Origin of the sequence: Limnofasciculus baicalensis BBK-W-15 (assembly GCF_024178385.1) — a bacterium.
Taxonomy (GTDB): domain Bacteria; phylum Cyanobacteriota; class Cyanobacteriia; order Cyanobacteriales; family Coleofasciculaceae; genus Limnofasciculus; species Limnofasciculus baicalensis.
In genome coordinates this window covers 1-13079 of record NZ_JAMZMM010000168.1, presented here as the reverse complement: position 1 = coordinate 13079, position 13079 = coordinate 1, and the positions used below count along the sequence as shown (strand labels likewise).

The 13079-nt window shown below is 42.5% G+C and carries 11 protein-coding genes; 8 read left to right on the top strand and 3 right to left on the bottom strand.

The window, feature by feature from the left end:
• The 6 genes from NJ959_RS16660 to NJ959_RS16635 form a co-directional block, all read left to right on the top strand.
• On the top strand, window positions 1-1353 hold a 1353-nt coding region (locus NJ959_RS16660; RefSeq protein WP_254012861.1), incomplete at its 5' end, for a TAXI family TRAP transporter solute-binding subunit.
• A gap of 203 nt (window positions 1354-1556) precedes the next feature.
• A complete protein-coding gene (locus tag NJ959_RS16655) occupies window positions 1557-1988 on the top strand; it encodes a hypothetical protein (RefSeq protein WP_254012860.1) in 432 nt (143 codons plus the stop codon).
• A gap of 47 nt (window positions 1989-2035) precedes the next feature.
• Window positions 2036-2749 carry a PspA/IM30 family protein gene (locus tag NJ959_RS16650; protein ID WP_254012859.1) on the top strand — a complete coding sequence of 238 codons (714 nt, stop codon included), beginning with the start codon at window positions 2036-2038 and terminating at the stop codon, window positions 2747-2749.
• A 10-nt stretch (window positions 2750-2759) separates the two neighbouring features.
• The gene (locus NJ959_RS16645; protein ID WP_254012858.1) at window positions 2760-3668 is read left to right on the top strand and encodes a phosphate ABC transporter substrate-binding protein; all 909 of its coding nucleotides are present in this window, start codon (window positions 2760-2762) and stop codon (window positions 3666-3668) included.
• Between the two features lie 142 nt (window positions 3669-3810).
• Window positions 3811-4860 (top strand): phosphate acyltransferase PlsX, encoded by a 1050-nt coding sequence (plsX, locus tag NJ959_RS16640; RefSeq protein WP_254012857.1) that lies wholly within the window; start codon window positions 3811-3813, stop codon window positions 4858-4860.
• Window positions 4861-4929: 69 nt separating this feature from the next.
• Window positions 4930-5928, top strand: coding sequence for a beta-ketoacyl-ACP synthase III (locus tag NJ959_RS16635; RefSeq protein WP_254012856.1), 999 nt, complete (start codon window positions 4930-4932; stop codon window positions 5926-5928).
• Between the two features lie 40 nt (window positions 5929-5968).
• Here the strand turns inward: NJ959_RS16635 and NJ959_RS16630 are convergent, their stop codons facing one another.
• From NJ959_RS16630 to NJ959_RS16620, 3 genes are read right to left on the bottom strand one after another with little or no spacing between them, the layout of a single operon-like run.
• Window positions 5969-8671, bottom strand: a complete 2703-nt coding sequence (locus NJ959_RS16630; protein ID WP_254012855.1) for an AAA-like domain-containing protein — start codon at window positions 8669-8671, stop codon at window positions 5969-5971.
• Window positions 8672-8713: 42 nt separating this feature from the next.
• Entirely contained in the window at window positions 8714-9301 is a 588-nt protein-coding gene (locus NJ959_RS16625; RefSeq protein WP_373693668.1) for an AAA-like domain-containing protein, read from the bottom strand.
• 32 nt (window positions 9302-9333) lie between these two features.
• Complete coding sequence (locus NJ959_RS16620; RefSeq protein WP_254012854.1) at window positions 9334-9840, bottom strand: hypothetical protein; 507 nt, start codon at window positions 9838-9840, stop codon at window positions 9334-9336.
• Window positions 9841-10192: 352 nt separating this feature from the next.
• Between NJ959_RS16620 and NJ959_RS16615 the strand changes: the two genes are divergently transcribed.
• Together NJ959_RS16615 and NJ959_RS16610 are read left to right on the top strand one after the other, a co-directional pair.
• Window positions 10193-10768 carry a DUF924 family protein gene (locus NJ959_RS16615; RefSeq protein ID WP_254012853.1) on the top strand — a complete coding sequence of 192 codons (576 nt, stop codon included), beginning with the start codon at window positions 10193-10195 and terminating at the stop codon, window positions 10766-10768.
• 36 nt (window positions 10769-10804) lie between these two features.
• A complete protein-coding gene (locus NJ959_RS16610) occupies window positions 10805-12508 on the top strand; it encodes an ABC-ATPase domain-containing protein (RefSeq protein WP_254012852.1) in 1704 nt (567 codons plus the stop codon).
• Window positions 12509-13079: the final 571 nt, after the last annotated feature.

The following is a 13079-nucleotide window of genomic DNA, read 5'->3' as shown; positions in this document are numbered from 1 at the left end:
CCCCAATCCCCACCTATGTTATCTAAATACAAAATCAGTATAAATCGCAACCTACTCATCCCCATTATCTTGAGTGTTGGTTTAATTGTGGCTTTGACTGGATATGTGATTATTCAGCGTAACAGAGTATATCAATTAACTATTGCGGCTGGCTCCAAGGAAGGAGAAAGTTATCTATTTAGTCAGATAATGGCAAAGGTGGTTAACCTACATCAACCAAGGATTAAAATCAAAGTAATTGAAACCCAAGGATCGGAGGAAAATATCAAACTTTTAGAGGAAAACAAAGTACAACTTGCCACAGCACAAGCTGATATCCCCGCCTTACCATCGGCACGAATTGTATCTAATTTATTCCCAGATATGTTTCAGTTAGTGGTCAAGGAAAATTCTGGGATTAAGGATGTTTCAAATCTCAAAGGCAAGCGAATCGGACTCCCACCTCAAGGCAGTGGGCAATATCAATCTTTCTTATTTCTATCTCAACATTATGGGATCAAAAGCAACGAATTATTCGCATTTGCTGTATCTGAAAAGGAAACGGATGCTGCTTTTCGTAACAATCAAGTAGATGCCGTATTTCGCGTTCGTCCTCCTGGAAATCAATCTATTCTTGAACTCGTGCAACAACGGGGTGGAAGGTTAGTAGAAATAGATCAAGCAGCAGCGATGAAAATTAAAAAATCTACTTTAGATCCAGGAGTTATTCCCAAGGGAGCTTATCAAGGTTTCCCGCCAATCCCACCGACAGATTTACCAACTGTAGCAGTTCAACGAGTCCTTTTAGCTAACAAGAAAGTTGAGCCAAATGTCATAAAAGAAATTACCAGTATTTTGTACGAGCGTCGTCAAGAATTAGCCACATTAATGCCAGAAGCTGCCTATATAAATCCACCTAGTTTATCAGGTGGAACTTTGTTGCCAATTCATCCAGGGGCACAAGACTATTACGACAAAGACAAACCATCATTTCTTCAAGAAAATGCTGATTGGTTAGGTTTGTTTCTATCAATTGGTGCTATAGTATGTTCCTGGGGTTGGCAATTAAAATCTCGCATTGAGAAGGGACGTAAAAATCAAGGTGATGGTTACAACCAAGAGGTATTAATCCTGATTAAAGAAATCCAGGGCTGTCAAGATTTAAAGAGTACAGAAAAAATTCGCAAAAGGTTATTTGATGAATTTGAGAAAGTGGTGAATGCCCTAGACTGCGATGACATCTCACCAGAGGCATTTCAGTCATTCACCTTTACCTGGGAAGCCGCAATTGCAGCTCTCCGGGATCGCCAAAATATTCTCATGTTTATTCCTAAAAAACCTGCAACGCTCAACCAAACACAGTTACAGCCTTAATCTATTCTATTTTTCAATAACTCCCTCCCTTTTTTGTGGTTCATTATCGGGGAACAGGCAAAGTTACTAATTAGCAATTTCCCGCTACCCATTCTCTGTTTCCTAGGAACCTTAATTCTACCGTAATGATTCCTTAACCAAACATTAATTTAAAAAGTCTAGTATAAACCAGATATAGGTAGAATCGCGGGGGAAATTGTGGCATGGGCAAAATCGTAGACTTTGAGAAAACAAAGGCTGTTATCATGGCCTTTGAAGGAATGATGGAATCCCAAGTGAATTTAGGGATTGGAGATGATCCAGACGAATTCGCCTTGCTTCTGGGTGGAAAACGCTCTCAAATGTTGCAGATTGGTGATGACGATCTTTATGAACTCACCACTATTTATAATCAGGTAATGACCTGGGTGCGATTGGGATCGGCAGGAAATGAGCCGCTGCTTTATAAAAAACTGTCCGCAGTAGGTAATTTGGGAAATGGTGTATCCGCCACAATTGAGGCAGGACAAATAGCGGAATTACAACTTATCCTGCAAAAGGGAGATATCGTCATCGCCGTTGAGAAAATATTGCTTAAAGACATTGATATGCTTCTGCAATGGTTTCTGATCAATGTTATAAACTACGAGAATTAATACCACAGCTTTTTTGTAATACCACAGAATAAACTATAGCTAAACAGATGAAAAAAGCAGTGTACTGGTTAATGGGAGAAAAAGCCGGACGGGTTGCTGTAGGAACCTGGAATTGGCTCTGGGGAATGCCAGTCGAATCTGGTGGGAAAGTAGCAGTAGAAGTTGCCGAAGAATCCCTGCGCTCCATGCAGGAATCAGTGCAAAAATTAGCTGAAGCTGTTGCTATACAAGTAGCCGCTTACCAACGAGCCAAACAGAAATATGAGGCTAAAGTTCAAGAATTACAATCATTTGAACGACAAGCAGTGACAGCGCAAAGCCAGGGAAATGAAGATGGTGCGCGTTTAGCAATGACTAGAGTAATTCAAATTGAGCAACTCCTTCCGCAACTCGAAGAACAGGTAAAGCAAGCAGAAAAATTTGTTAATGCGTCTAAAGATAAGTTGAACCGGGAACGGACTAAGTTAGAATCTTATAAAACCGACATGCAGAATATGAAAGACATGTCGGAAATTAATGAAGCATTGACTAGTATGGCAAAAGTCAACAGTGACTTGAATATTGATTCAGCACGCTCTCAATTTGAAGACGCAAAAAGTGCCGTTCAACGCCGAAATCTCCGTGGGAATGCCTTAGTAGAGCTATCAGAAAATCCTGCGGAAAAGCTCAGTGCAGATCTGGATCGCATGGCATTAGACGATGCTGTTGCTCAACGCTTGCAACGGTTAGCCCCCTCAGACCAAAAACAACTTCCGGAGTAAAAAAAATATTATGGCTCAAAAAAGTAGCGGGCCGCCACCAATTGCTTTCGTTCTATTACTATTGGCATTAGCTGGTGGTGGCTACTGGTGGTTTGTAATGAAACCCAAAGCCCAAGTAGCAACTATTCCAGGTCAAACCACACAACCGCTGCCAGGATCTAGTTTACCTACCACTAATATTGCCCCTCCTGTTTCCGTTCCTCCTGGTACGGCAATCCGCATTGATGGCTCTACCAGTATGGTAACGATCAATCAAAATCTCAAACGCGCCTTTGAAACTCAATTTCCCGGCACTACTGTCACTCCCCAAGCAAATGGTTCCGAAAACGGAATTAAAGCCGTTATCGCAGGGCAAGCAGATATTGCCGCCGTGTCGCGTCCCCTAACCTCCGCCGAACAAGCTCAAGGTTTAGCAGCACAGCCAATTGGAGCCGATCAAATTGCCATAGTAGTTGGCAAAACTAATCCTTTTCAGGGTGGATTAACCAGTGCCCAAGTCGCAAGTATTTTCCAGGGACAAATCAACAACTGGTCCGGTGTAGGGGGACAACCAGGCACTCTGCGGGTGGTTAATCGACCTATTGCTAGCGGTACTCATCAAGCATTTAAGGACTTAGCACTCCGAGGTGGCAACTTCGGCACAACACCAAACATAACCACTCTACCCAGAGATGAGACGACAGGTTTACTTCGAGAACTGAAAACAGACGGGATTGGCTATGGTACTTATAGTCAGATCAAAAACCAGCAAACTGTACGGGTTGTACCTATCGACGGTATCACACCAGATGCTCCCAACTATCCTTTCGGGCGACAGCTATTTTACGTCTACAAAAATCCCCCCACTCCAGCAGTTCAATCATACCTAGGCTATACGGGAACACCCCAAGGTCAACAAGCTATATTAGCTGGAGGTTAGGGACAAGGGTGACAAGGGGGACAAGGGGGCAGGAGAGTTTTAACTCAAAACTCAAAACTCTCCCCCCCACTCACCACTCCCTTTTTTAAAGTTTTTTGTTCATTGACTGTTATAATTTGTAAGGTTTCTATAAATTTGAGCAATGGCATCTCGCGAACGGATCGCAATCGACGCTATGGGAGGGGATAATGCCCCCGCTGAAATCGTTGCTGGCGCTATTAGGGCACAGGAAGAATTGGACGTAGAGGTTTTGCTAGTTGGCGATCCTCAAGCCATTGAAGCCTGCCTGAAACAACACCATAGCAGTTCCCGCCACGTAGAAATTGTCCCGGCTAATGATGTAGTTGCCATGGATGAAGAGCCTTTAGGGGCATTGAAGCGCAAGCCCAAGGCTTCAATTAACGTGGCAATGGATTTAGTCAAAAGCAGAAATGCCCAAGCTGTAGTTAGTGCGGGTCACTCCGGTGCGGCTATGGCAGCAAGTCTTCTACGCTTGGGGCGTTTGCCAGGTATTGACCGTCCGGCAATTGGTGCGGTGTTTCCCAGCATGATGGCAGGAAAATCAGTCATTGTCCTAGATGTTGGGGCAAATGTGGATTGTCGTCCCAAGTATTTGGATCAGTTTGCCGTAATGGGGGCGGTATATAGTCAATATGTGCTAGGTATACCTGACCCACAAGTGGGATTGATTAATATTGGGGAAGAACCATCTAAGGGCAACGATTTGGCAGTTCGTACCCATCAGCTATTAGAGAAAAATCCCAGAATTTCTTTTATTGGCAATGCAGAAGGTAGAGATGTTCTCTCTGGTCGTTTTGATGTAATCGTCTGTGATGGCTTTGTGGGCAACGTGTTGCTCAAGTATACTGAGGCAGTCGGTGAGGCGATGCTCCAAACCCTCCAAGAGGAATTATCTCAAGGATTACGCGGTCAGCTAGGTTCAGCACTGCTAAAATCTAACATCAAGCGGGTTAGACAAAGGATCGACCACACCGAACATGGCGGGGGTCTACTTTTGGGTGTAGATGGAATCTGTATTATCAGTCACGGTAGCGCTCAAGCTCCTTCCATTTTTAATGCTATTCGCTTGGCGAAAGATGCGGTGGCTAACCGAGTGCTGGAACGGATTCAGTCTAATATTGATGAGTTGGAAAAATCGGCAGCTAGCAGTAAAAGTAGGCAGGATGGTTAAGGGAATCAAAAATTATATTGAGCCTGGAAAAGTTCTGCCTTGACTAATTGAATATGGAGCAGAATAGCCTTGAATCAACTAGGGGTAGGTATTGCCATTACCGGAAGTGGTTCTGCAAAGCCAGAGCTGTCTCTCAATAACCATCAACTTAGTCAGATGGTTGAAACATCAGATGAATGGATTGCCAGCAGGACCGGAATTCGGGAACGTCGTCTGGCGGACGAGCAGATTAGCCTGAGCAGCCTCGCAACCGAGGCTGCTAATGGTGCTATAGCTATGGCGGGAATTACACCACAAGACTTGGATTTAATTATCCTGGCAACCTCAACCCCCGACGATCTATTTGGCACTGCTAGTCAAATTCAGGCGAAACTCGGAGCAACTCAAGCAGTTAGTTTCGATCTGACTGCGGCTTGCTCTGGGTTTGTTTTTGGTATGGTAACAGCAGCTCAGTTTATCCGGACAGGGACTTACAAAAATGTATTGCTCATCGGTGCTGATATTCTGTCACGCTGGGTGGATTGGCAGGACAGGGGAACCTGTATCCTCTTTGCTGATGGGGCTGGGGCAGTGGTAATGGAGGCAAATGAGAGCGATCGCTTTTTAGGATTTTCTCTTCGTAGTGACGGGACTCAGTATAAATATCTTCAGCTAGCTTACATACCACAAAGTCAAGAACTTGTCAATGGAATGGTGGTGGGTAAAGGCAATTTTCAACCCATTATCATGAATGGCAAAGAAGTATATCGGTTTGCGGTGCAGAAAGTACCAGAAGTAATTGAAAAAGCCTTATTCCAGGCAAATATGACTACCGAGGATATAGATTGGTTGCTCCTGCATCAAGCCAATCAGCGGATTCTCGATGCAGTTGCGGAAAGGTTGAATATTCCAAAGGAAAAAGTTATCAGTAATCTCGCTAATTATGGGAATACTTCTGCCGCTTCAATTCCCCTCGCCCTCGATGAAGCGGTACGTCAGGGGAAAGTTAAAGCGGGAGATGTAGTTGCTGCTGCTGGATTTGGGGCAGGATTAACTTGGGGAGCAAGTATTTTCCGGTGGGGAAAGTGAGGAAATAGATTGAGCTATTTTCTATTTCTTGATTTCTTCACTATTCCACCGGCTTAAAGTTACCTCCAACTACCTTCACTAGAACAGGTTGTTGCCCTTTCCGCTCACCCTGATTATCAAACTTGAGTGGCTTTCCTGAAGTTTCATCTGGTTCAAGTTTAATAGATTTGAGGTTTTTCAATATATTCTCACGGGTGGGTTTCCCAGACAAAGGCATCGCTTGAATAAAAGCTTGAGTTGCATCATAACTGGCAGCAGTGCGCCAGCTAACCTTCCCTTTCCATCTCTCCTCAGCTTTTTTAGCAAATGCTTTTGAATTTGTTTCATCTGGAAACCAAGGTACAGCTAAAACCAAACCTTCAACAGGCTCTCCTCCTGAATTGAAAATATTTGAATTGTACAAAGAATCTCCTCCAAGTAGCGGTAGCTTTTTGGTTCCCTGCTGGCTTAGTTTGTTTTGGGCGCTGGCAATTTCAACAACCACAGAAATGCTCTCTGTGTTTGGGAACAATATAGAGGCATTCGCTTGATTATCCAACATTTTTGCAACTACCCCAGAAGCATCGAGTCCAGGATAGGTCAAATCAATCTGCTCTCCTACAATACTTCCACCTTGAAGTTCAAAATGTTTTTCAAAAGCATCCGTTATGTCAGCACTATATGTATTATTAGGGTTATTACAAATACCAACTTGTTTGTAGTTGTTTTTTATGGCATAAGTCGCTAATGTTTTAGCAATTTCATCGTTATTCGGCACGGTTCTGAAAAAAACATTATTCTCCAGGGAAGTGCTTGTGCTAGTGGGGGAGATTATGGCTATAGAACCTTTTTCATACTCAGGTAGCGCAGCTTCCGTAACTTTACTGGTGTTGTGTCCAATCACTCCTATAATTGCTAGTTTTTTGATTAGCTTCTGAGCAACTTGTTTTGCTTTCTTAGGGTCATTGTCATCCTTAGCAATTACAATTTTCAAGAACCGACTCTTCGATGTTTCGTTGAAATTAGTTTGTGCCTGCGCAACTCCTCGCAACATCTCCGCAGCGACTTCGTTTTTAATATCCAGAGGTACAACTACGGCAAGAGTGACTGATGGTTTATCCTTCCCTCCTAATTTCTCCTGATTTAAAACTGCGGCATTATTGGCATATATTTGTACTTCTGGATCTTGAGAATCGGCTTTTATCGCTTTTTTAAAATACTCACTAGCCGTTGAATAATCCTTTTTTTTGAAAGCTTCAATACCTTCATCTCGATTGGCATTTTCAATCTCCTTAAAGAGAGTCCGGTTACCTTCGCTAAATGATTTCTGATTCACCTGATCGATATGCCAGAAAGACCCGGCTACTCCCAACCCTACAACGAGAAAGGGTACAGTAATTATTAAGATAGTGAGCTTCTGGTTCTTTCGCTCTTTTAAAGATTGACTTTGACTTATAAAATCCTGGTCTTCTGAGGGTAATGGCAATGTTTGAACCTTACGCCATTCGATTGCTTTATTTAATTTTTTACCCCGCAATAGTTTGGAATTATGTCGATTACTAGCGATCCATTCTGTTATTTCTTGGGAGTAAGGTCGCTGATTTAGCATCTGATCTCGCCGATTAGTTAATTCCTCATTTTCACGTATTTTTATCTGACTCCTAACAGATAATAGCTGATGCCGAACCCATCGGTAATCAAAAATACGCGGATAAATATCATTGTAAGCTGTTAAGTTAGTCTCCTGTTTTACAACCAAGCCTAATAACAACAATTGTTGTTGTTCACGACTGTTATCAGCAGTGATTTGTTGATTATATAAAATTTGCTCATATAGCATTAGTAATCGCTCTACACTTTGCAGACTGGAGAGATTGAGATCAATGAGATTGGGAACAATGCGATCGCGTATCGTCTTCAAATGCTGCGCGTTATCCTGGGATTCCCAGTTTTCGATGATCTGTTGTTTCACCAACTGTTCTACTCCCGATGCCTCCATACCATTTGTTACAAGTGCGCAAAGTTTTTGGGTAAGAAAAGGTTGCCCACCTGTCCAAGCTAAGATTGCTTGCAGTACCGCTTGGGGATTGCTAACTCTCCCCTCTAATGTCTGAAGTAAAGGTTGAGCTTGATTCAGACGAAAGCCGTTAAGCTCAATCGCCGTACCAATATTAAACGGCGTGCGGTTTTGATCGCAAATCAAATCTGAAGTAGTGGCTACCCCTAACAGCATGAAAGTTATACTGTTGAATTCTGGCTTATCAGCCCGTTGGTTATAGCAACTTCGGATCAATGCGAAAAAATCATCTAACTTGCCCTTCAGTTTATGACTGAGAACAGAGTCGATTTCATCTATAAAAATGACAATTTCTTTGGGATGAGAAACCAATTTCTCTTCAATAAAGTTCCTCAATCTCATCACCGGCGAGAGTTCACTATGAAGATTGCTCCAGGTATTTAAACTAGACTCATCTAGCTTTATCCCTTTTGCCAGAAAATAAATTACCCCTGTATACCATTGCTCTATGGAGATATCATCCCCGGTACCGATCTGAGTAAGATCAATATCAATACAAATAAACCCATCTTCTCTCAACCGTTGCATTGTTCTTACTTTTAAACTGGATTTGCCAGTTTGTCGCGAGTTCAGGATATAACAAAACTCCCCCTTTTTTAATTCATGGTACAAGCTTTCATCTGCCTCTCGCACGACGTAGAAGGGGGAATCAATGGGCAAAGTTCCTGCTAGTATGTGCCTTGACATTAATTAATCCTCCAATAACTGTGAAAATACTCTTGAGACAAATCAGAGATATGCGAAACATGATTGTCCCGCTTCTGGCTCTCGGAACTTAATCAATACTCCTACATTAAATGGCACATTACCTGTTAAAGAGATATCTTGAGAATGGACAATCACCAACCGCAGCTTTTCCCAACCATTTTCGTTAGCGGCATTATTATGCCAAGATCGCAGCAATTCAAAAAAGTTATTGGCGATTGCTTGATATTCAAGAATCAACTCGACGTTATACAAGACGATAACAAGGGCAGTTTTGATGTTTGGTAACAGATATGTTTCAAAATAGTTACTACAGTTCATCTTGCTGCTTATTCCTTCCTGCCAAGACTCAGCTAGTGTATTTTTTAGCTGAAGTTGCTGGGTAATTTGGGTACAAAACCACTGGAATAAACGATCCGAACTGGTTAACGCATTGTTTGACCGCTGAAATTGAACGGAGACTGCTTGATAGCCTTGAGGAATTTCTTGCTTAATCTCCGTTATTACAGAGGTTTTTTCCGTGTGTGGGGAAGTCTTAACACAGATTAATGCCCTTGGCTGCTTAATCTTCCGATAAATTATTGAGCGTAAAATAGGTGGTGGTTGGGTAATAGGAGACGTTATTCCGAGTGAACCTGATCGTGTTAGGTTTGAGTTTTTTTTTCATCTATTGGTTTTTTAAAGAGTTGTTTGATTCGTTCAAATACCCTTGTCAACGAGTTTTCTGTATCAAATTCCACTTCATAAGACACAATCCCAGGGATAAGAGGCAAAGCGGCTTTCAGTTTAGCAGCCGCAGGTGTCTGCGGTTCATTCAGCTTCTTGAGAATCTCGTGCAACTTCTGCATCAACTCCTCGGGATATTTGGCACTGGAGTTGTTCACAATTAGTTCAACTTCCGGGACAACCTCAACGATGGCATTATGGGCATCCACTTCCATCAAAGAGGATGTTTGTGTCTCCAGGAAATTCCAATAATTAGTTTGCGCTTGGCGAATCTCTGGCAGAACTTCTTCCCGAATTCTTTGGTTTATAGCGTTCTTTTCAAAGATGTCATTAGCGACAGCACATCGCTTCCGTGCTGCATCAAGAGTTTCATAATGTAAATTTAATATTTTTTCTAAATTAGCTAACCTTTGCTTTGAGTCCATGCGAGCCTAACTCCTGTAAAATTAACGAGATATCGTAGTCAGCTTCACCATTACTACAAGCAATAGCTGTTGATACCTTGTTGTGTTTGTTACCTTCATTAGATTATTCAGTCAGCCGCACAATTGATCCGGAAGGAAAAAGAATCTTTAACCAATTCTATCCTGACATCGGTGTCGTATCCAAAATGCGATGCCGAAGACTGGCGTTGCCATCGCACAGCCGGGAGAATGCCCTAGCGCTTTCCCACTATCCAATCATCCGCCAAGGCGCGATCTCTTTTAGTCCACAATCGGATTGTCCATTCGGATATGCTGTTAAACAGCGATCGCATTATGGAGAAACTCAACCTCAATGTCACAACCGCAGGAAATTATAGAGTTTTGGTTTGGTAAACTAGACGATCCAGAGTATGGTAAACCACGCCAAGTCTGGTTTACCAAAAATGCAGCATTTGATGAAGAAGTGCGATCGCGTTTTATCTTAGATTATCAGGAGGCAGCCGCAGGTAAAGTAGATAAATGGAAAAACTCTCCCTTGAGTTGTTTAGCCCTCATTATTTTACTAGATCAATTCCCCCGCAATATGTTTCGCGATTCCCCTCAAGCCTTTGCCACGGATTCTCAAGCTCTTGATGTGGCAAAATATGCTGTTGCTTGCGGCTTTGACCTAGAGTTGCTACCATTACAACGCTGGTTTATTTATTTGCCCTTTGAACATAGCGAAAACTTAGACGATCAGCGTCAATCCATTGAGTTATTTTCTACTCTCAAAGATGATCCAGAAAGTGATAGTACCATTAAATATGCCTACCGCCACCTTGAAGTTATTGAACTATTTGGGCGCTTTCCCCACCGTAACAGGATTTTAGGCAGAGAGACAACCCCAAAAGAAGCTGAGTTTCTCCAACAGCCCGGTTCATCTTTTTAAATTTGTTGTTTACCAACAACCAACAACCAACAACCAATGAGTAATAGAGAAAATCTGCGCCAACTCCTTCTACAATTAGACGATCGCGGCTATAAAGCTTATCGAGATATTAAAGGAAGCTATCAGTTCACCGATTTCACCTTAATTATCGATCGCGTCCAAGGAGATCCCTTCGCTACTCCCAGTCAGATTCGGGTAATAGCCCCCCAATCTGTGGCAGGTTTTCCCACTCAACTTTATCAAACTCCAGCCCGTGAAATTGCCCTGCGGGATTATCTAACACGAAAATTTGACAGTGTGGTAAAAAACTTTAGTTCCCATCGCGGCACGGGTAATAGTGGGCTAATTGCGATTACTTATGTGGGACAATCTGTACTAGAGCGCACCTGTGTATTCGTTACGGATAAATCAGTAGAAGTGCGTTTTATTGTCGGATTACCTGGCAGAGGAAGGAGTATTTCCGGGCGACAAGCTGGAGAAATGCTCTGTGAAGATATTCCCCTAATTGTTAATCAAGCCCTGAAATATAGTTCTCTAAATGCTAAGGCAATTCAGGATCATGTTGAGACTGTGGAAGATGCTGAATGGCTGCGTCAGGAACTTCCAAAAAGAGGATTAGTTGCCTTTATTCCTGATGGTGCTATTTTACCTCGTACTAGTGGCGTTGACGATCGCCCTTTATCTGATGAAGCTGTACCTTTCCAATCTCCACCATCTTTACGAGTCAAGTTTACTTGTCCAAATCGTGGATTAGTCACAGGGATGGGTATTGCAAAAGGCGTGACTTTGATAGTCGGTGGAGGCTATCATGGCAAGTCTACTTTACTACGATCTATTGAGTTAGGCGTTTACAATCATATCCCTAATGACGGACGGGAATTAGTGGTAACTAATCCAGCCGCAGTGAAAATTCGCGCTGAAGATGGACGGAGTATTGCCAGTGTGGATATATCTCCCTTTATTAATCAGTTACCTCAAAATAGATCTACTCGTCAATTTTCCACCACAAATGCCAGTGGCAGTACATCTCAAGCTGCTAATATTATCGAAGCATTGGAAGCAGGGACAGAATTATTATTAGTGGATGAAGATACTGCCGCCACTAATTTTATGATTCGCGATCGCAGAATGCAGCAGTTGGTAGCGAAAGATAAGGAACCCATTACGCCGTTTATCGATAAGGTGCGACAACTTTACACTGACTGTGGCGTTTCCACTATTTTAGTCATGGGAGGTAGTGGTGATTACTTTGATGTCGCCGATATTGCAATTGCCATGGATAATTTCCAACCTCAAGATGTTACCAAAGAAGCAAAAGAAATAGCGCTAAAATATCGAACGGAACGCCTCAAGGAAGGTGGGGATAAATTTGGCAGTATTAATCCACGAATTCTCTTGCCAGAAAGTATCGATCCCAGTCGAGGAAACAGAGAGGTAAAGTTAAAAGTTCGTGATGTAGATGAAGTAGTCTTTGGTACAGAAGAAATCGATCTTGCCTCAGTGGAGCAGATTGCTGAAAGAGGGCAATTAAGAGCAATTGCAGAAGCGATTGTCTATGCTAAACGGCAGTATATTAATGGAGAGAGCGCTTTGCCAGAAATCCTGGATGGAGTAATGGGAGATATTGAATCAAAGGGTTTAGATATTCTATCGAATTTACCGGAAGGTGATTTTGTGAAATTCCGCCGTTTTGAGTTAGCTGCTGCCCTGAATCGTCTCCGGAGTCTGAAAGTTAAGTAGCATAGAAATTATCTACTAACTAATGATGTCTAAAGTCAACCAACAACCCACAACCCACAACCAACAACCTACAACCAAAAAAAATTGCTGCCCCTGAAACCAGAAGCAGCAAACCCAGATGAACTATTCCAAGAAAAATTAGAAAACCTGATGATCGGGAGAATCCATAAGTGGGTAGTAGATAATAGGCAGAAAAACTTTCCGATCAGTTTTTTACCGCCCCCCACTCTTCCCTTCCTGCACAAGGAAGGAATACCTTCGACTCGCAAGCTGGTAGAGTTATCTCCTTACCAGCCATGTATTACGCACTGTATTTCGGACACCTGGGATTATAAAGGCAAAATTAAGTTTTTGTGTAGTAGATGCACTCCTGATGTACCCATCCTCTATCAACCATCTCTCAACCAGGGTTCAAACCTGTAGCCGATAGAGGAATCTGTAACAATGACTCATTCGCAAAATTTTTGAACTCGCTGTATTACAGGTGGGTCATACAAGTAATATAACGTTTATTTTTTGAACTGGCATCCCCTCTTTTACATTTCTTTACATTTTCTGTATTACAGGGAGT

Coding starts and splice junctions, on each gene's coding strand:
- NJ959_RS16655 (WP_254012860.1), top strand. CDS start 1,557: ATGGGCAAAATCGTAGACTTTGAGAAAACAAAGGCTGTTATCATGGCC.
- NJ959_RS16650 (WP_254012859.1), top strand. CDS start 2,036: ATGAAAAAAGCAGTGTACTGGTTAATGGGAGAAAAAGCCGGACGGGTT.
- NJ959_RS16645 (WP_254012858.1), top strand. CDS start 2,760: ATGGCTCAAAAAAGTAGCGGGCCGCCACCAATTGCTTTCGTTCTATTA.
- plsX (WP_254012857.1), top strand. CDS start 3,811: ATGGCATCTCGCGAACGGATCGCAATCGACGCTATGGGAGGGGATAAT.
- NJ959_RS16630 (WP_254012855.1), bottom strand. CDS start 8,671: ATGTCAAGGCACATACTAGCAGGAACTTTGCCCATTGATTCCCCCTTC.
- NJ959_RS16620 (WP_254012854.1), bottom strand. CDS start 9,840: ATGGACTCAAAGCAAAGGTTAGCTAATTTAGAAAAAATATTAAATTTA.
- NJ959_RS16615 (WP_254012853.1), top strand. CDS start 10,193: ATGTCACAACCGCAGGAAATTATAGAGTTTTGGTTTGGTAAACTAGAC.
- NJ959_RS16610 (WP_254012852.1), top strand. CDS start 10,805: ATGAGTAATAGAGAAAATCTGCGCCAACTCCTTCTACAATTAGACGAT.